The 20,065-nt window shown below is 63.9% G+C and carries 19 protein-coding genes; 14 read left to right on the top strand and 5 right to left on the bottom strand.

Annotation, left to right across the window (positions count from 1 at the left end; genetic code table 11):
- Window positions 1–175: 175 nt before the first annotated feature.
- The 4 genes from pal (at window position 176) to ftsH (ending at window position 5,372) form a co-directional block, all read left to right on the top strand.
- The gene (gene pal, locus Q0603_RS02600) at window positions 176–715 is read left to right on the top strand and encodes a peptidoglycan-associated lipoprotein Pal (protein WP_366132435.1); all 540 of its coding nucleotides are present in this window, start codon (window positions 176–178) and stop codon (window positions 713–715) included.
- Between the two features lie 156 nt (window positions 716–871).
- Window positions 872–1,930 (top strand): tol-pal system protein YbgF, encoded by a 1,059-nt coding sequence (gene ybgF / locus Q0603_RS02595; protein ID WP_298721619.1) that lies wholly within the window; start codon window positions 872–874, stop codon window positions 1,928–1,930.
- A 10-nt stretch (window positions 1,931–1,940) separates the two neighbouring features.
- The gene (gene tilS, locus Q0603_RS02590) at window positions 1,941–3,281 is read left to right on the top strand and encodes a tRNA lysidine(34) synthetase TilS (protein WP_298721617.1); all 1,341 of its coding nucleotides are present in this window, start codon (window positions 1,941–1,943) and stop codon (window positions 3,279–3,281) included.
- A gap of 153 nt (window positions 3,282–3,434) precedes the next feature.
- On the top strand, window positions 3,435–5,372 hold the full coding sequence (gene ftsH / locus Q0603_RS02585) for an ATP-dependent zinc metalloprotease FtsH (RefSeq protein ID WP_298721615.1): 1,938 nt from the start codon (window positions 3,435–3,437) through the stop codon (window positions 5,370–5,372).
- A gap of 129 nt (window positions 5,373–5,501) precedes the next feature.
- On the opposite strand, the gene Q0603_RS02580 is transcribed toward ftsH, so the two are convergent.
- The 3 genes from Q0603_RS02580 to Q0603_RS02570 form a co-directional block, all read right to left on the bottom strand.
- A complete protein-coding gene (locus Q0603_RS02580; RefSeq protein ID WP_298721613.1) occupies window positions 5,502–6,266 on the bottom strand; it encodes a glucose 1-dehydrogenase in 765 nt (254 codons plus the stop codon).
- 242 nt (window positions 6,267–6,508) lie between these two features.
- Window positions 6,509–7,204: a type 1 glutamine amidotransferase gene (locus Q0603_RS02575; protein ID WP_298721611.1), complete on the bottom strand. Its 696-nt coding sequence runs from the start codon at window positions 7,202–7,204 to the stop codon at window positions 6,509–6,511.
- 46 nt (window positions 7,205–7,250) lie between these two features.
- On the bottom strand, window positions 7,251–7,880 hold the full coding sequence (locus Q0603_RS02570; RefSeq protein ID WP_298721608.1) for a LysE family translocator: 630 nt from the start codon (window positions 7,878–7,880) through the stop codon (window positions 7,251–7,253).
- A gap of 344 nt (window positions 7,881–8,224) precedes the next feature.
- Here Q0603_RS02570 and folP point away from each other — a divergent pair, with 344 nt between their 5' ends.
- The 3 genes from folP (at window position 8,225) to thiD (ending at window position 11,317) form a co-directional block, all read left to right on the top strand.
- Window positions 8,225–9,010: a dihydropteroate synthase gene (folP, locus tag Q0603_RS02565; RefSeq protein ID WP_298721606.1), complete on the top strand. Its 786-nt coding sequence runs from the start codon at window positions 8,225–8,227 to the stop codon at window positions 9,008–9,010.
- A gap of 133 nt (window positions 9,011–9,143) precedes the next feature.
- Entirely contained in the window at window positions 9,144–10,490 is a 1,347-nt protein-coding gene (gene glmM / locus Q0603_RS02560) for a phosphoglucosamine mutase (RefSeq protein WP_298721604.1), read from the top strand.
- On the top strand, window positions 10,487–11,317 hold the full coding sequence (thiD, locus tag Q0603_RS02555) for a bifunctional hydroxymethylpyrimidine kinase/phosphomethylpyrimidine kinase (protein WP_298721602.1): 831 nt from the start codon (window positions 10,487–10,489) through the stop codon (window positions 11,315–11,317). The genes glmM and thiD overlap by 4 nt, the downstream gene beginning before the upstream one ends.
- Here the strand turns inward: thiD and Q0603_RS02550 are convergent.
- Window positions 11,314–12,753, bottom strand: a complete 1,440-nt coding sequence (locus tag Q0603_RS02550; protein WP_298721599.1) for an L-lactate permease — start codon at window positions 12,751–12,753, stop codon at window positions 11,314–11,316. The genes thiD and Q0603_RS02550 overlap by 4 nt on opposite strands.
- Before the next feature lie 17 nt (window positions 12,754–12,770).
- Window positions 12,771–14,198, bottom strand: a complete 1,428-nt coding sequence (locus Q0603_RS02545) for a PLP-dependent aminotransferase family protein (RefSeq protein ID WP_298721596.1) — start codon at window positions 14,196–14,198, stop codon at window positions 12,771–12,773.
- A 106-nt stretch (window positions 14,199–14,304) separates the two neighbouring features.
- Between Q0603_RS02545 and Q0603_RS02540 the strand changes: the two genes are divergently transcribed.
- The 7 genes from Q0603_RS02540 to Q0603_RS02510 all read left to right on the top strand — a co-directional run bounded on the left by Q0603_RS02540 (window position 14,305) and on the right by Q0603_RS02510 (window position 20,063).
- Window positions 14,305–14,571, top strand: coding sequence for a DUF1127 domain-containing protein (locus tag Q0603_RS02540; protein ID WP_298721593.1), 267 nt, complete (start codon window positions 14,305–14,307; stop codon window positions 14,569–14,571).
- 72 nt (window positions 14,572–14,643) lie between these two features.
- Window positions 14,644–15,435, top strand: a complete 792-nt coding sequence (locus Q0603_RS02535; protein ID WP_298721590.1) for a PhzF family phenazine biosynthesis protein — start codon at window positions 14,644–14,646, stop codon at window positions 15,433–15,435.
- 128 nt (window positions 15,436–15,563) lie between these two features.
- Entirely contained in the window at window positions 15,564–16,049 is a 486-nt protein-coding gene (locus Q0603_RS02530) for a GNAT family N-acetyltransferase (RefSeq protein WP_298721586.1), read from the top strand.
- Window positions 16,050–16,103: 54 nt separating this feature from the next.
- Window positions 16,104–16,955: a crotonase/enoyl-CoA hydratase family protein gene (locus Q0603_RS02525; RefSeq protein WP_298721583.1), complete on the top strand. Its 852-nt coding sequence runs from the start codon at window positions 16,104–16,106 to the stop codon at window positions 16,953–16,955.
- Complete coding sequence (locus Q0603_RS02520; protein WP_298721580.1) at window positions 16,945–17,589, top strand: TetR/AcrR family transcriptional regulator; 645 nt, start codon at window positions 16,945–16,947, stop codon at window positions 17,587–17,589. The genes Q0603_RS02525 and Q0603_RS02520 overlap by 11 nt, the downstream gene beginning before the upstream one ends.
- Window positions 17,590–17,651: 62 nt before the next feature.
- On the top strand, window positions 17,652–19,013 hold the full coding sequence (locus Q0603_RS02515; protein ID WP_298721576.1) for a thioesterase family protein: 1,362 nt from the start codon (window positions 17,652–17,654) through the stop codon (window positions 19,011–19,013).
- A 111-nt stretch (window positions 19,014–19,124) separates the two neighbouring features.
- The gene (locus Q0603_RS02510; protein ID WP_298721573.1) at window positions 19,125–20,063 is read left to right on the top strand and encodes an AEC family transporter; all 939 of its coding nucleotides are present in this window, start codon (window positions 19,125–19,127) and stop codon (window positions 20,061–20,063) included.
- Window positions 20,064–20,065 lie beyond the last annotated feature (2 nt).

Here is a 20,065-nt window from a genome sequence, read left to right as displayed (position 1 = left end):
AGGCGGGTGTTCTGCTATCTCGGGCTGCGTATACGCTGCTACGGCGCGATTTCTGTCAGGGTGTTTCCCCTTCGCGCCCTTTTCCTGCCGCAAATCCCGCGCCTTTCTGCCGCAAAGCCGCGCTTTGCTATGGATCATTTGAATCGGGCAGACAAAAAAGGGGAGTATCCAACTCATGCAGATGATGATGCGGTCCGCGCTCTTCGGCGCGCTGGCGCTGGCTTTGGCGGCCTGTGAATCGGCACCGTCCTACGATCCTTCGCTGTCGGGCGGTGGTGGTGCTGGTGGTGCGACAACCTCTGGCGCCTACGGTACGGGCGGCAGAAGCGATGTGGGGACCGCACCGCTCGGCCGAGAGGAGGCGCAGCGCCAGTTCGCAATGGAAGTCGGCGACCGCGTCTTCTTCGACTACGATTCCTTCACACTGAAGCCTGAAGGGCGCGCCACGCTCGACAAGCAGGTGGCCTGGCTGAAGCGCAACACGCAGTGGCGCGTGGTCATTGAAGGCCATTCCGATGAGCGCGGCACCCGTGAATACAATCTCGCGCTCGCCGACCGCCGGGCCACGACGGTGAAATCCTATCTGGTCAATCAGGGCATCCCGGCCGATCGCATCAGCACGATCTCCTATGGCAAGGAGCGCCCGGTGGCGATCGGCTCCAACGAGGCTGCCTGGGCGCAGAACCGCCGGGGCGTCACGGTGCTGGCTAACTGATAGGCCGCAGCAAGACGCAGGCACATCGTATCCGGGGCGGGTGCGGCTTTCCTGCCGCGTCGCCTCGCCGTTGCGACACGCCATGCTTTTGACGTAAACCCCTTTAAAATCGACCAGCTTGGTTTTCCGCCGAGTCGGCTACCGTGGGGTCCTGCTATGCCTGCGTCTTTTGCCAAACCTGTTTTCGCCGCCTTGCTGCTGATGGCCGCGCCGCTCGTGGCGCTGCCTGCCTCCGCCCAGGACGCCCAGACCATCGACCGCCTCAACCGGCTGGAAAACGACCTGCGTACCCTGCAGCGCCAGGTCTATCGCGGCGGTACGCCGCCCTCAGGCGGCAGCGGCGCTGGCCCGGCACTGACTGACTCGGATGGCAGCGGCGGTTCCATCGCCAACCGGCTGAATGCCCGCATCGACGATCTGGAAAACCAGATCCGCGAACTCACCGGACGCTTCGAGGAGGTCGAGTTCAAGGCCACGCAAGCGCAGCGCCGTCTCGACAAGCTGGTCGAGGATGTCGATTTCCGTCTGAGCGAGCTTGAGCGCGCCGGTCAGGCGCCCGCTGGAGTGCCAGGCCAAGGCGCGCAGCCCCAGCAAGGCCAGGGCGCACAACCAGGCACACAGCCGGGCGGCCAGCCGGCTGCACTGCCTCTGGCGCGCGGCTCGACGTCGGCCACGCCCGGCCAGGCACCGAGCCGCGAAGGCGTCCTCGGCACCATGCCCGCTGACGCGCAGGGCCGCCCGCTGCCCGTGGCGCCTGGTCAGCAGTCGGGCCAGCAGCAAACTGCTCGTGTTACGCCGCCCGCCGGCGCTGCGGGCAAGCTGCCGCAGGGCACGCCGCAGGAGCGCTATAACTACGCCTATCGCCTGCTGGTGCAGAGCGACTATGCCAATGCCGAGGCCGCCTTCCGCGAATTCCTCGGCGCGCATCCGCAGGACATGCTGGCCGGCAACGCGCAATACTGGCTGGGCGAAACCTATTACGTCCGCCAGCAATACGAGCCGGCGGCGCAGGCCTTCCTGCAGGGCTATCAGAACTATCCGAAAAGCGCCAAGGCTCCCGACAGCCTGCTTAAACTCGGTATGACTTTAGCGGCGATGAAGAAGACGCCGGAGGCTTGTGCTGCGCTCGGTCAGCTGGCGAAGGAATTCCCCAACGCGCCGACCCACGTGAAGGACGCAGCCGTCCGCGAGCGCGGCAAGCTTAACTGCAAATAACCGCCCCCGCATGGTGCAGCCGGCGAAAGACCGCGCCGTAAAGCCTGTCACGGCTGCCGAATTCCATCGCCTGCTGCGGCCGCTTCTGGCATCCGACAAGGCAGCGAAGCTCGCGGTCGCCGTCTCCGGCGGTGCCGACAGCATGGCGCTCGCCGTGCTTGCCCGTGATTGGGCCGCCAAACACAAAGCCGGCCTTGTTGCCTTGATCGTCGATCACCGCCTGCGCGCGGAATCGACCAAAGAGGCCCGCCATGTCGCGCGGCTGTTGAAGAGCGCCGGCATCGAAAGCCGCGTGCTTACCTGGAAACATACCGCCAAGCCGACGGCGAACCGTCAGGCCGAGGCGCGTCAGGCACGCTATGATCTGCTGCGCAATGAATGCCGCCACCAGGGCATCGGTCATCTTCTGCTGGCGCATCACCGCGACGATCAGGCGGAGACTTTTTTGCTGCGCGCGCTGCGCGGCTCCGGCGTCGATGGCCTGTCGGCGATGGGACCGCGTCGCGCGCTGGACGATAATCTCGTCCTGCTGCGGCCTTTGCTCGACATTCCGAAGGCACGGCTTATCGCCACCCTGCGCCAGCACAGGCAGGCCTGGGTGGAAGATCCCAGCAACGCCGATCCAGTTTATGCCCGCGTGCGGGTGCGCCAGGCACTCGATCTGCTGGCCGGGAACGACGCATCCGCACGCGCCGATCTCGTCACCCATCTGGCGCAGACGGCGCGCAATCTTGCGCGCGCGCGCGCTGCGCTTTCCGATGCGGCCTATGACGTGCTGCGCGCCGCCGCCAAAGTCTCGCCCGCCGGTTTCGCCTGGCTCGATCCCGCGCCCTTGCAAACTGCCAGCGACGAGATCGCCCTGCGGGGGCTGGCGCGGCTGCTGATGGCGATCGGCGGCCAGGCACTGCCGCCGCGTCTGGACCGGCTCGAGCGTCTGCTGCAAGTCCTGCGCGATGGCCTGCCCAAGCCGCAGACCCTGCATGGCTGTCAGCTTCGCCGGATGGAGGAGGGCATTCTGGTCTGCCGCGAGGCGCGCCATCTGCCCGCCGCGGTGAAGCTCACCGCCGGTGCCTTTCTGCTCTGGGACGGCCGGTTTCAGGTGACAGCGCCGCGTCGTGTTCCCCCCGGCCTCAGCCTGATGCCGCTAGGGAATGCCGCCCTGCCGGACGAGTGGAACCTCAGCGCTCTGCCGCGCTTCGTCCGCGCCAGCCTGCCGGCACTGTGGCGGCGGGAACGGCTGCTGGCCGTGCCGCCACTACATCTGGGGGTTACGCCGCCGGGTATCACAATCGTGTTCCGCCCGGCCGGGACGCCCGGCGGCTCGCTTGGGGGAATCGGGGAAATTCTCTGACCTGACCGTGATATGGCAGAAATGCCCGGGTAACCGCTTGTTTATGCCGTCTCTGCTCATATCTATGGTCTGTAGCTGGAGAAGTCGGCTAAACTTCCGATCCACTATTCCTGGTCGCGCAGGTGGCGCGGTGTTGATGAGGACTATGCTTCCGTGAACATGTTCGGTCGCAATTTGGCTTTATGGGTGATCATCGGCTTGCTGGTGGTCGCCTTGTTCAACCTGTTTCAGGGCCCGACGGTCCGCACCGGAAGCCAGTCGCTTGCCTATTCCGACTTCCTCAACGACGTCCAGAACGGCCAGATCACCGACGTTCAGATCCAGAATAACGGCACCATCAGCGGCCATTTCCGCGACGGCCGCGGCTTCACCACCTACATGCCCAACGATCCGGGCCTGGTGAACAAGCTCACCGAGCGCGGCGTGCGGGTTGCCGCCGTGCCGCCCGACGAGGGCAATCCGCTGTTCAGCATTTTCGTCTCCTGGTTCCCGATGCTGCTGCTGATCGGCGTGTGGATTTTCTTCATGCGCCAGATGCAGTCCGGCGGCGGCAAGGCGATGGGGTTTGGCAAGTCCAAGGCCCGCCTGCTGACCGAGCGCCATGGCCGCGTCACCTTCGAGGACGTCGCCGGCATCGAGGAAGCCAAGAGCGAGCTGGAAGAGATCGTCGAGTTCCTGCGCGACCCGCAGAAGTTCCAGCGCCTCGGCGGCAAGATTCCGAAGGGCTGCTTGCTCGTCGGCCCGCCGGGTACCGGTAAGACCCTGCTGGCCCGCGCCATCGCCGGCGAAGCCAACGTGCCCTTCTTCACCATCTCAGGCTCTGACTTCGTCGAGATGTTCGTCGGTGTCGGCGCCAGCCGCGTCCGCGACATGTTCGAGCAGGCGAAGAAGAACGCGCCCTGCATCATCTTCATCGACGAAATCGACGCGGTCGGCCGCCATCGCGGCGCCGGCCTTGGCGGCGGCAACGACGAGCGCGAGCAGACCCTGAACCAGCTGCTGGTCGAGATGGACGGTTTCGAGGCGACCGAAGGCGTGATCCTGATCGCTGCCACCAACCGCCCCGACGTGCTCGATCCGGCGCTGCTGCGTCCGGGCCGTTTCGACCGCCAGATCGTCGTGCCGAACCCCGACATCATCGGCCGCGAACAGATCCTGCGCGTGCATATGCGCAAGGTGCCTCTGGCGCCCGATGTCGATCCGAAGATCATCGCCCGCGGCACGCCCGGCTTCTCCGGCGCCGATCTGGCGAACCTCGTCAACGAGGCCGCGCTGCTGGCCGCGCGCAAGAATCGCCGCGTCGTCACCATGGCCGATTTCGAAGCGGCCAAGGACAAGGTGATGATGGGCGCCGAGCGCCGCTCGATGGTGATGGGCGAGGAGGAGAAGCGCCTGACCGCCTATCACGAGGCGGGCCATGCGCTGGTCTCGCTGTTCATGCCGAAATGCGATCCGCTGCATAAGGTGACGATCATTCCGCGCGGCCGCGCCTTGGGCGTGACCATGTCGCTGCCCGAGAAGGATCGCCTCTCCATGTCGAAGCTGGAGCTGGAATCCAAGCTTGCCATGATGTTCGGCGGCCGCATTGCCGAGGAAATCATCTTTGGCCCGGACAACGTCACCACCGGCGCTTCCAACGACATCCAGCAGGCCACGGGCCTTGCGCGCCGCATGGTCACCGAATGGGGCATGAGCGAAAAGCTCGGCCGCCTGCGCTATTCCGACAACGAGGAAGAGGTCTTCCTCGGCCATTCGGTGACGCAGCGCAAGAATGTCTCCGATGCCACCGCCAAGATGATCGACGAGGAAATCCGCCGCATCATCGACGAGGCCGAGGCGGCTGCGCGCCGCATCCTGACCGAACATCGCGACGACCTCGACAAGCTCGCTCAGGCGCTGCTCGAATACGAGACGCTCTCGGGCGACGAGGTGAAGGCACTGCTGCGCGGCGAGCCGATCGTGCGTCCGGAGGACAAGTCGCCGTCATCGTCTGGCGATACCGGTCCGCGCTCCGCCGTGCCGACCAGCGCGCGCGGCAAGAAGCCCGGCGCCAGCGGCGGCTTCGAGCCTGAACCGCAGCCCGGCGCTTAAGCGGTCCGCTTAAGCACCTGTCCCCGGGCAGACCCGGGGGCCTCGTGGAGAGGATCAGACAGACAAAAGCCCGGCGGTGCTGCCGGGCTTTTTCTTTTCAGCGATGGGCCAATCGGCCCTCCCGCTGCCTTATTGCGCGGTATAGCCGCCGTCGATCACCAGTTCGGCGCCGGTGACGAATTTCGATTCATCCGAGGCGAGATAGAGCGCGCCATAGGCGATGTCGTCGGGCTCGCCAATATGGCCGATCGGGTGCATCGCATCCAGCACCTTGCGTCCCGCGGCGACGTCACCCTGGCGGGCGAGATGCGCCTCCACCATCGGCGTCCAGATATAGCCGGGATGGATCGAGTTGACCCGGATGTTGAGGCGCTCACGCGCACAGTAGAGCGCAACCGACTTGGTATAGATCCGCACGCCGCCTTTCGATGCGTTGTAGGCGCCAAGATTAGGATCGCCCACCAGCCCTTCGATGGAGGAAAGATTGATGATCGAGCCGCCGCGCGGATTGTTCTGCTTCATGGCGCGGATTGCATGCTTGGTGCCGAGGAACACGCCGTCGAGGTTGATGCTCATCAGCCGGCGCCACTCCTCCAGGGTCTGTTCCTCGGGCGGACCGCTGATGGCGATGCCGGCATTGTTGATGACGACGTCCACGCGGCCATAGGCCTCGCGCACGCGCTGCATCACGCGCTCCCATTCTTCCTCGCGCGATACATCGAGATGCTGATACATCGCATCGGGCAGCGTTTTGGCCACCGCCTCGCCTCGCGCATCCTGGACATCGGCGACGACGACCTTCGCGCCTTCGCGCGCCATCATCCGCGCCATGGCCTCGCCAAGCCCCACGGCGCCGCCGGTGACGATCACGACCTTGCCTTCAACACGACCCATTGCAGCACTCTCCTTGCTCTGGACGGAACAATGATGAGGAAGTCTAACGCAAGGGGTGCTGCGGGAAGATGATCTAGCTCAAAACGGAGGCATTTTGTGCCCGATTCCGGCAGATCGGGGCTGGCCTGAGATAATGCGTTGCCCCGGGATCTTCTGCCAGCACGCAAAAAAAGCCCGACATTCCTGCCGGGCTTCTTACCCTCTGGCACGGAAGAGGAGCATTTCGTGGATCGCGGATCTACTCAGATAAGGCCTGTCATCATCTCTCCAGCCAGCGCCGCTGCAATCCAGCGCATTCCAGCGCCATCATAAGCGGCTCCTGCGGACAGGCCCGGCTGTGCTGCCTGCTGTCCCATGCAGTCGATCAGATCGGCGAGGTAATCCATGCTGAATTCGGGATGGAACTGCACCGATAAGATCGGCGCATCGCGATAGCGCAAGGCGGCGAAAGTGCAGGCTGCGGTGCTGGCCACCACGTCGCTATTTGGCGGCTGCACGACAATCTGATCCTGATGAAAGGCCGGCATCGTCACATTGCGCGGGCCGTTGCCGCCCAGTGTGGTTTCATACTGCTCCATGCCAATGCGAAAGCCGATCGCGGCTTTTTCCACCTTGCCGCCCAGCGCCTCGGCGATGATCTGGTGCCCGAAGCACACGCCCGCCATCGGCCGTTTCAGTCTTGCTACCTCGCGGATGAAGGCTTTCAGCGGTTCGATCCAGGGCAGGGGATCGTAGACGCCGTGCCGCGAACCGGGAATCAGCCAGGCATCGCAGGCATCTGGCGCAGGCAGGGGCTCGCCGTTTACGACCGAGATGGTAGTGAATGCAGCATTGGGCAGCAGCGGCCGCAACTGTGCCTCGAACATTGCGGGATAGCTGACGTATTTCGCCTGCAGCACCCCAGGCACCGGCCCGCATTCAATGATGCCGATCTTCATTTCTATGCTTCCAGTGGAGGAACTCTTTGCCTTTCCGGGCCGCCTCTCACCGTTCCGTCACCGCGAGTTTCGCGCCCAATGCCACAAACGCGGCGGCGAAACTTCGCCGCATCCAGAGCAGCACTTTCGGCCGGCCGATCACATGGTCGCGCACGGCGGCTGCAAATAATCCATAGAGTGCGAAAACCACGAGCGTGATCGCCATGAACACGCCGCTCATCGCCAGCATGGCGCAGAGCGCGCCTGGCGCAGCGGGGTCCACGAACTGCGGCAGAAAGGCGAAGAAGAAGATCGAAAGTTTCGGGTTGAGCAGGTTGATCACCACGGCTTCCACCGTCACCTGCAGCGCCGAGGATTTATGCGGTCCCTGGCCGGTGAGGCTCAGGCTGCCGCGGTCATTCCAGGTCTGCCACGCCATCCAGATCAGATAGGCGACGCCGGCATATTTCACGGCATCGAACAGCAGCGCGCTGGCATGCAGCAAAGCCGCAAGGCCCGTGATCGCCGCCAGCATATGCGGCACGATCCCAAGCGTGCAGCCGAACGCCGCCACCAGGCTTGCCCTGGCGCCGCGCGTCAGCCCGGCCGCCACGGTGTAGATCATGCCGGTGCCCGGCGTCGCCACGACGATCAGTGCAATGACGAGAAATTCCAGATCGGGAAAGGCGAGGCTCATCTAGCTTCCTCTTTTCTTGGCCTGGACCGCATGGCGACAGACCCGGCCGGAATACCGAGATCCAGGTTGCGGAAATGATAAGAACATGATAAGAACAATTCCGTCAAATCAAAATTTAAACCCCTTATATTCCGGTCGAAATTTTGTCTCAGCTGAATCAGGGAAAAGCCGAGCGAGCACAAACGGGCTCAGACGGGCTCAAACGAACCCAAACGGTTCCAAATGAACCGGATCGGGCACAGACGAGCCCATATGGGCTAGAGCCAACCGGTTCAAAACCGGCCGCAGCCATCCCCGGGCGCCCGGCGCCGCTACTGGGCTGGGACTGGTCACGTCCGCTCGTCATGGGCATCGTCAATGTCACCGATGACAGTTTCTCCGGAGACGGATTAAAGGGCGATCCGGCCGCCGCCATCGCCCAGGCGCGCGCGCAGGTCGCGGCCGGGGCCGATCTGATCGATCTCGGCGCCGAATCGACCCGGCCGGGCGCCCAGCCGGTTTCGGCCGAGCAGGAAATCGCCCGGCTGCTGCCGGTGCTGGAAGGCTTGCAAGATCTTGGCGTTCCCATCTCGGTGGATACCCGCCGCTCCACCGTGATGCGCGCTGCCGCCATGGCCGGTGCCGCCATCCTCAACGACATCACCGCGCTGGAAGGCGAGGGCAATCTCGCCGCCGCCGCCGAAAGCGGCCTGCCGGTCATCCTGATGCACATGCAGGGCGAGCCCGGCACCATGCAGCAGGCGCCGCATTACGAGGATGTGGTGGCCGAGGTCTACGACTATCTCGCCCGCCGCATCGCCGCTTGCGAGGCCGCCGGCATTCCGCGTGCCAAGATCGTTGTCGATCCCGGCTTCGGCTTCGGCAAGACGCTGCAGCATAACATCGCGCTCATGCGCGGCTTGCAGCGATTCCACGATCTCGGCTGCGCCGTTCTGGTCGGCGTTTCGCGCAAGTCGATGATCGGCGGGCTGACGGGTGAGGCCGCGCCCGCACGCCGCGTGCCCGGTTCGCTCGCCGCCGCGCTTTGGGCCGTGGAGAAGGGCGGCGCGCAGATTATCCGTGTGCATGACGTGGCCGAGACGGTGCAGGCGCTGAAAGTCTGGCAGGGACTTTCCCAGGAGCTGTACTAAGATCGCGGCGAGCCACTGTAACAACTCGTAACAACCCTTGATTTTCCGCAGCATTTTCGCGTGCCGATCGGGTTCTGTCGCTGCGTTTTCTGTGGCATAGTCCGGCCAAATTCTGACCGTTTGGACGACAGGAATGACCCGTCAATTTTTTGGAACCGATGGCATTCGCGGCCTCGCCAATGTCGAGCCGATGACCCCTGCCACGGCCTTGCGTGTCGGCATGGCGGCCGGCGCCTATTTCACCAATGGCGACCACCGTCATCGCGTGCTGATCGGCAAGGATACGCGGCTTTCGGGCTACATGCTGGAACCTGCTCTGGTGGCCGGCTTTACTGCGGTGGGCATGGATGTCTTTCTCGTCGGCCCGATGCCGACGCCCGCGGTGGCGATGCTGACGCGCGCCTTGCGCTGCGATCTCGGCGTGATGATCTCCGCCTCGCACAATCCCTTCCACGATAATGGCATCAAGCTGTTTGGTCCCGATGGCTACAAGCTGTCGGATGCCACCGAGCGCGAGATCGAAGCGATGATCCTGGGCGAGACCGAGCCCAAGCTTGCCGACTCCGCCAAGCTTGGCCGCGCCAAGCGCCTGGACGACGCCGATGGCCGCTATATCGAGTTCGCCAAGGCGACCTTGCCTAAGGGGCGCAACCTGCGCGGACTGAAAGTCGTGGTCGACTGTGCCAATGGCGCTGCCTATAAGGTTGCGCCCACCGTACTGTGGGAACTGGAAGCCGAAGTCATCCCCATCGGGGTGAAGCCTGATGGCTTCAACATCAACAAGGATTGCGGCTCGACGCATCCGCGTGCGCTGCAGGAAGCCGTCGTCGCCCATGGCGCCGATCTCGGCCTTGCGCTTGATGGCGATGCCGACCGTCTGGTGATGGTGGATGAGCGCGGCGCGGTGATTGATGGCGATCAGCTCATGGCGGTGATCGCCGAGAGCTGGCTGCGCCAGGGCCGGCTGTCCAAGGGCGGCCTGGTCGCCACCGTGATGTCGAATCTCGGGCTGGAGCGCTTCATCAACGATCTGGGCCTTGAACTGACGCGCACCAAGGTCGGCGACCGCTATGTGCTCGAAGCGATGCGCGAGCTTGGCTACAATCTCGGTGGAGAGCAATCGGGCCATATCATCCTGTCCGACTTCGCCACCACCGGCGATGGCCTGGTTGCGGCGTTGCAGGTGATGAGCGCGCTCTGTGAATCCGGCCGTCCGGCGAGCGATTTCTGCCGCCGCTTCACGCCTTATCCGCAATTGCTGCGTAACGTGCGCCATAGCGGCGGCAAGCCGCTGGAACTGCCCAAGGTGCGTCAGGCCATCGATGCAGCCGAACGCAAGCTCGGCAAGGCTGGTCGCATCGTGATCCGCCCCTCGGGCACCGAGCCGCTGATCCGCGTGATGGCGGAAGGTGAGGATGAGGTGCTGGTGCAGACGGTGGTGGATGACATCGTCACCGCGCTGGAGCAGGCGGCGGCATGAGTGCTGAAAAGGGGGCAAGCACGCCGAAGCCGGGCCGCGTGCTGATCATTGCAGGCTCAGACTCCGGCGGCGGCGCAGGCATTCAGGCCGATATCAAGGCAGTCACCGCTCTGGGCGGTTATGCCGCGACCGCGATCACCGCGCTTACCGCGCAGGATACCCGCACCGTGCATGCGGTGCATGACGTGCCGGCGGATTTCGTGGCGCTGCAGTTGCGCGTGGTGCTCGAAGATATCGGCGCCGATGCGATCAAGACCGGCATGCTGCATCGCGCCGACATCATCGAGGCTATCGTCGATGCGCTTGATCGCTATGCGCCCGATGTGCCGCTAGTGGTCGATCCTGTGATGGTGGCCAAGGGCGGCGCCCGTCTGCTGCAGCCCTCGGCTGCTGATGCGCTGCGCACCAAGCTGATCCCGCGTGCCACATTGATCACGCCGAACCTGCCGGAAGCGGAAGTGCTTTCCGATATGACCATTCCGGGCGAGGCCGAGATGCCGGCGGCAGCGGAGCGTCTGCTCTCGCTCGGCCCGCGTGCCGTGCTGCTCAAGGGCGGCCATTTGCCGGGCGATGATCTGGTCGATTATCTCGCGACCGGAGAGGGGCGCGTCGAGCGGTTCGAAGGCCGCCGCATCGATACGTCCTCAACGCATGGCACCGGCTGCACACTCGCATCGGCCATCGCCGCGGGCCTGGCTTTCGGCCTGCCGCTTCAGGCAGCAGTCGAGCAGGCGCGGCGCTATGTGCGCAAGGCCATCGAGACCGCGCCGGGTTTGGGCCATGGTCATGGCCCGCTCAACCATGCGCATACGGTGACGCGCTCCTAGAGCAATGCGGCAATCAGCAGCGCGATTGGCAGCAGGATGAAACCCAGCGGCAGGATGGCGCGGTAGGCCTGCCGCTCGCCGCCAGCCCAGCCGGCAAAGGCACAGGCCAATGCCACCTTGCCTGGCGCGAAGGGCGTGAACATGCTGCCGGTGACATTCTGCAATGCGCCGACCCACAGCACCGATGCGCCAGCAGATTGAGCCAGTGCCGCCTGCAGCGGCAGCAGCAGGCTGTTCGATGCGGTATTGCCACCGGTAAGCCCGCCTGCAACGGCGGCAAAGATCGGCGTCGCCAGCAGGGCATGATCGCCAGCGACGCTCTGCCATGCTGCGGCCAGCTCGGCGGGAATGCCGGCGGCCGAGAAAAGCCGTGCCATCACCAGAAAGATCAGCGTCGTTGCCATCGCAACGCGTCCGCCGCGCCATGTCGCTGCGATCGCGCTGCGCCATTGCGCCGGGCGCAGCATGACGGCGCCGTAGATCCCAGCGGTCAGCAGCAGCATGCTTGCTGCGTGATACAGCCAGGGGAACGGCGGCAGGTCGCCGAACGGATGCGTAACCAGATAGGCTCGCAGCGCCTCGCCCAGCGGCGCCACCAGCCGCGTCGACAGCAGAACTCCAACCAACAACACGAAGGGCGCGGCGATGCGCAGCATGCGCGGAATGGCCAGTCTCTGCCGGTCCAGCAGATAACCCAACGCCAGCAGCGGTGCAGTCGCGACCAGACCGGCTGTGTCGACCGAGACATATCGGTTGCCGAGATAGAGCAGCCCCAGCAAGGCCGCGGTCCAGAGCAGATCGAGAACGGCATTCTTCACAGTCAGGCCGAAGCTGAGGCTATGCGACCACCACCAGAACCAGCTGAGCAGGCCCAAGCCGAAAGCCGGCATCAGCAGGGCGCTGGTATATCCGAACGGGTCCAGCGGCAGATGGCCCAATGCTGCACCGATCACGGTGCCGATACTCAGCGCTCCCCAAGGCACCAGCATCTGGCTGATCAGTCCAAGCGCGACCGCGGCATGGACGGGCGCACCGAGACGGAGCAGACCATAGATGGCGATGCCGAAGCCGACGCCAAATCCGATGGCACATTCCACCACGCCGGCGGTGACGAAGCAGAGGAAATAAGCTTGTCGGTGCCGCATTGTGGCATCGGGCTGGCGCGTGTCGCCTGCCTTTGGCGCAGCCGTACGAATGACGTGATGCAGCAGAAGCCCGGCGAAGATCACCGCCACGTTATGCCAGGCGAGCCAGGCGCCTTTCAGGCTTTCGGTAAGGACGAAGGCGGTATAGTCGGCGCGGCCATCCATGGCGACGGCGACCACAGGCAGGGTCGCGATCAATCCGCCGAAACCAGCTTTGATCAGCGACACGCGGCCGCTGCCAACCAGGCCGATCACCACGATGATCGGCGCGAGATAAAGAAGCGTTGTCACCGGCGGTATGGTCCGCGCTAGACGACGGCGCGCCGCGCGCTCGGGCCGCGCTCCAGCAGGCTGCGCAGACGCCGCAGACCCTCAGCAAGCTGTTCGCGATCGGGCGAGGGAGCCAGCGAAATGCGCACCCACGGCGGTGGATTGGCGCGATTGTCGGGCACAAAGGATGTGCAGCTTGCAATGCGTACGCCCTGGCCCAGCGCCTGGTTGGTGAAATCGTTCGGCTGCCAGGGTTCCGGCAGTTCCAGATAGCAATGCAGGCTGGCCGGATGGCTGCGCATGTTCAGCCCTTCCAGAATCTCGGCCGCCATGGCGTTGCGGATGCCGGCTTCCTCGCGCAGGCGTTCCACCAGCATTTCCGCCGTACCGTCTTCGATCCATTGCCGCACGATCTCCTGGTTGAGCCGCGGGTTGTTGACCGAATAGGCATGCAGCGCATCGGCAAAGCGTTCGATCAGGGCTGGCGGCGCCGCCATCCAGCCGACGCGCAGGCCAGGCGCCATGCATTTGGAGGCAGAGGCAATATAGATCGTGCGCTCCGGCGCCAGCGCTGCGAGCGGCAGCGGCCGTTCGCGTACGACGAAGCCGTAGACGTCATCCTCGATGATGGTGAGGTCGTGCTTGCGGGCGACGGCGACGACATCCTCGCGCCGCCTGGCGGACATGGTGGCCGTGGTCGGGTTATGGATGGTCGGCTGCACCAGCACCAGGCGGCTGCCGGTGCGTCTTGCCGTTTCGGCCAAAGCTTCCGGGATGATACCTTCCTCATCCATCGCCACGGCCTCAAGGCGCGCGGGCCGCAGCCGCGCATTCTCATGCACGCCGCCATAGGTGAGTGATTCGACCATCATCGGTTCATTCGGCATCGTCATTGCCGCGATGGCGACGGCCAGTGCCTGCTGCGCGCCGGCCGTGACGATCACCTGATCGGCGGAGATGCTCAGCCCGGTGCGGCCAATCCATTTTGCGGCGGCAGCGCGATGGGCCGGATCGCCGAGCGTGCGGCTATAGCCGAGCAGATGCTGCAAACCGCGTGAGCCGGCAAGGCGCTGCAGCGAGCGGCGCAGGATCTCGTCATATTCCGGCAGGCTCGGCTCGTTATGGGACAGTTCGATCACGCCCGGTGTCGCCAGGCTGACGATCTCGCCCTGATAGACGCCGCCGTCGTTGCCGTTGGCGGCCTCATGGAGGCCGGGCGGATGGATCGGTTTCACGAAGGTGCCGCGGCCGACCTCGCCGGACAGCAGCCCTTTTTGCTCGGCCAGCATGTAGCCGCGGCTGATGGTGCCGACCGTGACGCCGAGCTTCCAGGCCAGATCGCGCTGGGGCGGCAGCTTGGCGCCGACCGGCAATTCGCCCGTCCGGATGGCCGCTTCGATGGCGGCGGCCAAGGCCTGATAGCGCGGACCGGGGAATTGTTCGAGTTTGGGTAGCCACATTGTCATGGTGGCAATTTTTGCATTGACCCTCTCAATGAGTCAATCAAATATGTGATTACCCCGTTTGTCGGGGTTCAATTGGCCATAACGGATGCATTTGGAGGAAATTGTCATGGCAAATTGTACTAGTACAATCGACCGGCCATATGGTATCGGCCCGGTCGAACGCGCGGGCAGCACGATCGGCCGGGTTATCGACCGTGTGGTTGCTGTCAGCGCCGAGGGCGCGACGGCCGTCATACTCATGCTGCTCGATTGGCAACGCCGGGCTCGCGAGCGGGCCTGTCTGGCAACCTTGCCCGATGAGATTCTGAAGGATGTCGGCCTGAGCCGCGCCGATATCCATGCCGAGCTGCGCAAGCCCCTCTGGCTTCGATAGGGGTTGATCATTTCCGCCGGCCTGCCCGGTTGATTCGCAGCAGGCTGGCCGTTGATCCTCAAGGGGAATTCGATGCGGCTTCCGATTTATCAGATCGATGCCTTTGCCAGTGCGGTCTTCAAAGGCAATCCGGCGGCGGTGGTGCCATTGCAGAAGTGGCTGCCCGATGCCGCGATGCAGGCGATCGCCGCTGAGAACAATCTGTCCGAAACCGCCTTCTTCGTTCCCGAGGGCGATGGATTCGGCCTGCGCTGGTTCACACCCGCTGTGGAAGTCGATCTCTGCGGGCACGCCACACTGGCGTCTGCATGGGTGATTTTCAACAAGCTGGACGGATCGCGCAGCCAGATCGGTTTTTTCACCAAAAGCGGCACGCTGACGGTGACGCAGGATGGCGAAAGCGGCCGTCTGGCAATGGATTTTCCCTCGCGTCCACCGCAGCCGGTGACGGCCTGCGCGGGTCTGATCCAGGCGATTGGCGCTCCGCCCAAGGAAGTGCTGGGGGCTGCGAAATACCTGCTGGTCTACGACGATCCAGCTATCGTGCGCAGCCTGCAGCCCAACATGGCCGGGCTGATGGATATCGACCGCGACGGCGTCATCGTTACGGCACCATCTGATGAAGACGGCGTCGACTGCATCTCGCGGTATTTCGTGCCGTCCAAAGGCGTCCCCGAGGATCCGGTGACAGGTTCCGCGCATTGCAGCGTGGTTCCCTACTGGGCGAAGCGGCTGGGGAAACGCGACATCGTTGCCTATCAGGCTTCCGCCCGTGGCGGCACATTGTATTGCCGCGACGAAGGTGAGCGCGTGCGGCTGGCGGGGAACTGCGTGCCTTACCTGGAGGGCAGTATCGAGCTGTGAATGAGTTCGGCGGCTGCCCCGATGCCGCCGATGCCGGCGCGTGTGACAATGGCCGGCCGGGCGAGGCACTTTCCCCTGTTGAGTGCCTCGCCCTTTTTCTTTTTGATGGAATCAGTCATTGATGCCCCATGACCGACACGGCACCCGTCATCAGCATCGCGCCCGCTGCCGGGCCTGAAGACCTGGCTGCTGCCAAGCAGCTATTCATCGCCTATGCGCAATCCCTGGATTTCAGCCTGTGCTTCCAGGGATTCGACAAGGAATTGGAGGCGCTGCCGGGCAAATACGCGCCGGAAAAATCCGGCGCGCTGCTGCTGGCCAAGGTGGATGGCCAGCCGATGGGCGTGGTGGCTTTGCGCGACCTGGGCGATGGCATCTGCGAGATGAAGCGGCTCTTCGTCGATCCGAGGGCGCGCGGGCTGAAGCTGGGCCGAAAACTGGCCGAGGCGATCCTGGCCGAGGGTAGGCGGCTGGGATACCGCGCCATGCGGCTGGATACCCTGCAGCGGATGGCCGAGGCGAACCGTCTCTACGATTCCCTGGGGTTCCGCGATATTCCGCCATACATTCATAACCCGCTACCGGATGTGCGGTATCGCGAGGTCGATTTATGAACATTGTTCATTAAAATGATCAATGTTACGGTTTCTCCATAACAGGAGGAAACCATGTCCGAGGAACCCATTGTCCTTTACGAGCGTGACGGCCGGATCGCTCGCATCACCCTGAACCGGCCCGAGCATCTCAACGCCATTGCCGCGGATACACCGGTCAGGCTGCGCGAAGCGGTCGAGCGGGCCAATTGGGATGACGAGGTCCATGTCATCGCCCTGACCGGCGCTGGCCGTGCATTCTGCGCCGGCTACGATCTCAAACAATTCGCCGAGGCCCCGCGCCCCGTGCTGGGCAGCCAGAACATGCCCTGGGATCCGATGATCGATTACCAGTGGATGCGCCAGGCCACCGACTGTTTCATGAGCCTGTGGCGCTCTCTGAAGCCGGTGGTGACCAAGATCCGCGGGTTCGCCGTGGCGGGCGGCAGCGACATCGCGCTCTGCTCCGATCTGGTCGTCATGGCCGAGGATGCCAAGATCGGCTATCCGCCTGCCCGCATCTGGGGCTGCCCGACCACCGGCATGTGGGTTTATCGCCTGGGTGCTGAGAAGGCCAAGCGCATGCTGCTGACCGGCGATCTGATTGACGGCAGGACGGCCAAGGAATACGGCCTGGTGATCGATGCGGTGCCGGAGGCTGAGCTGGACGACTATGTTGAAGCCCTGCTGCAGCGTATTGCCAGCGTGCCGAAGAACCAGCTGATGATGCAGAAGCTGATGATCAACCAAGCCTACGACAATATGGGCCTGAACTCGACGCAGACGATCGCCACCTTGTTCGACGGGATCACGCGCCACACACCGGAAGGCGTCGCCTTCAAGGCGCGCTGCGAGCAGATCGGCTTCAAGGAAGCGGTGAGAGAACGCGACAGCGGCGATCCGCTGACCTGGCGCAATGCCCGCTGATCTTGCCACGGCGCGGCAGGGCCGCCGCGCCGCCGTAAAGGCCTTCAAACGGGAGGCAATCCTCAAGGCCGCGCGCAGCGTGTTCAGCCGCGACGGGCTGGATGGCGCAACCCTGCGCGCCATCGCGGCCGAAGCCGGGATCGCAGTCGGTACGGTCTATCTGCATTATCCCAGTAAGGAAGCGCTCTATGCCGACATGCTGGCGGGATCGCTGGCCGATCTGCTGAAGAGCCTGCGCGAGGCGGTGACGAATGTGCCGGAGAAAGAGCGGCTGCTGGCTGCAGCGCTGGCCTTCTATCGCTTCTATCGCGAACGGCCCGATGATCTTTATCTCGGGCTTTATCTTGCCCAGGGCCTGAAGCCGGTGGGACTGACGGCGGAGCTGGACCGCCTGCTCAATGGCCGGCTGATCCAATGCTATACGGTGCTGGGCGAGGGCATGCGCCATCTGGCGCCGATGGACGCGGAAGCGATACGGGCGGAAACGGTCTCTCTAGCGGCCGGCATTACCGGTGCCCTGGTGCTGGAGGCCACGGGCCGCCTGAAAATCCTGGGCGATAGCGGCGAGGCGGTGGTCCGCCGCCAGGTCGAAACACTTGGCATGCGGCTTGAGCGGTTGCGCCTGTCCGCCTGACAGGCGAACATGTCCCTCTCTCCGGATGACGCAGAAACGAGCCAGCATAAAGAGAGTCTGACGTGAGCAATTTCCGCGAAACCTACCGCGGCTCGGTCGCCGCCTGGGAATGCGACCAATACGGCCATATGAATATTCAGTTTTATGTCGGCCGGATCAGCGATGCAGCAGCCAGCGTGATGATGGAAGCTGGCTTCGGGCGGGATGCTTTTGTCAAGCACAAGCTGGGCGCGGTCGCCGTCCATCAGGACATCAATTATCTGAATGAGCTGCATGCCGGCGATCTGATCCGCATGGAAAGCGGCATGACTCTGGCTGAGGGTCGCAAGATGCGCTTCCATCACCGGCTCTACAATGCCGAGACCGGCGCCCTGTGCATGAAGGCTGATGTTCTGGCGCTGTGCTTTGATCTTGAGCAGCGTAAATCGGTGCCTATGCCAAACGACATACAGGCCGGGTTCCAGTCGCTGCTGGTGCGCGGCGACGAACCGCCAACGCCGGTTGCGCTTGCGGCGGTGGAGAAAGGCTTCCTGTCCACCGGCCGTTCGCCTGTTCAGCCCTGGGAATGCGACCGCATGGGGCATCTGAACGTGCAGTTCTATCTCTCGCGCTTTGCCGAGGCTGAGAAGCATCTTCTGCTGGCGCTGGGCTATGGCCCGGGCCGGCGGCGGGCAGACAAGACAGCGATCCGTCCCTTGCGGCATCGCATCCAGTTCAAGCGTGAGAACCATGAAGGCGCCGTGCTGCGCCTGCGCACTGGCATACGCGCCGTGGAAGCCGACCGGCTGCATCTCTATCACGAGCTTTGCGACGCCGAGACCGGCACGCTCTCGGCTACCGCAGAAGCGACGGTGACGCTGGACCATCTGGATGGCAGCGGCTTTGTTGCTCTGCCGGCGGATGTCGTCGATAAAGCGCGGCAGCTTGCGTCAGAGCTCGATGCGCCGCCGCCGCCCAAGTCCGCTGGCGCGCCGTTGCCGCCGTCGGCGCCGGTGGATGGGATGTATGAGACATGCCGCGGTTCGGTGGATCGCTGGGAGGCCGAGGAGACCGGCCGCATGGCGACGCGTTTCTTCATGGCACGCTTCTCGGAAGCAGCCGGCAATATGCTGGCGGGCGGCGATCTCACCGCCGATCAGATGCGCCAGCAGGGCTTGGGCTCGGCGGCGCTGGATTACGCCATCGATTATTTCCGTCCGCTGACTGTCGGCGATGCCTATTACACACGTACCGGCATTCTGGAACTGCGCGAGAAGACCTGGCGCTTCTGTCATTTCCTGCTCGACAGCAATACGCATCAACCGCTGGCCCGCGCCGAGGTCGTCGCCGTGCTGTTCGATCTGAATGCACGCAAGTCGATCATCATGCCAGAGCGTGTGCGGACAGCTTTTTCCAAGCGGCTCATTACGGTTCCGGTGAGCTGAGGATGGCGGCTTCGTCCGTTATCACCAGCTTCCGCGCTTTCGCGGCGGCGGTGAATATGGTTGATTGATCCTCGTCGCGATCAAGCCGTTCTCCGGATCAAGCCTTTATCTATGGAAACCCTTCTTAACGTCTCGCTGCCCTTTTTCGGGCTGATCTTTGCCGGGCTCGGCGCCGGCTATACGCGTCTGATCACGGCGCAGGCCTATCTGGGCCTGAATGCCTTTGTGATCTGGTTTGCCCTGCCGGCGATGCTGTTCCTGAAGATGGCCCAAGCGCCGGTTCTTGAGGCTTTCGATCCGCGCTTCGTCGCTGCCTATACCGGCGGCGGCCTGGTCGCTTATGGCCTGGTGGTGGGATTGAGCCGACTGCTGTTTCCGCTGCAATGGGGCGAACGCGCCATGCAGGGCATGGGCGCTTCCTTCGGCAATGTCGGCTTCATGGGCCTGCCGATCCTGGTGACCTTGTTCGGCGACGCCGCCGTGCTCCCGGCAGTGCTGGTGATCGTCTTCGATCACATCATCCTGATCCCATTGACCACTGCGATCATTGAGGCGTCCAGCAGCGGCCAGGCTTCGCTGCAGGGCATCTTCCGCAAAGTCGCCAAAGGCATGGCTCGCAACCCCCTGATCCTGTCCACCTTCGCTGGCTTGCTCTGGGGGCTGACCGGCCTGCAATTGCCGGTGCCGCTGGAAGCCTTGCTTAAGCTGCTTTCGGATGCGGCGGCACCCTGCGCGCTCTTTGCGCTTGGCCTGACGCTCGTGGGACGGCCGATCTCAGAGGGACTGGATCAGGTAACCCTGACAGCCGTGGGCAAGCTGGCGGTGCATCCCCTGATGGTCTGGATGCTGTCGGCCTATGTGCTCAAGCTCGATCCGTTTCTGACCGCTGTCGCCGTGATCCAGGCTTCGATGCCCACAGCAGCGAATGTCTATATTCTTGCCACCGCGCAGAACACTTTCGTTGAGCGGACATCCAGCACCATCCTGGTGACGACCATCATCGCCACGGTGACCGTCTCGGCCTTCATGGTGCTGTTCACTGCCTATTGAGG

The sequence above is a fragment of the uncultured Ferrovibrio sp. genome (assembly GCF_937960835.1).
In the GTDB taxonomy this organism is placed as follows: domain Bacteria; phylum Pseudomonadota; class Alphaproteobacteria; order Ferrovibrionales; family Ferrovibrionaceae; genus Ferrovibrio.
Note: the sequence above shows the minus strand (reverse complement) of the source record. Positions and strands in the feature narration are given on the sequence as shown.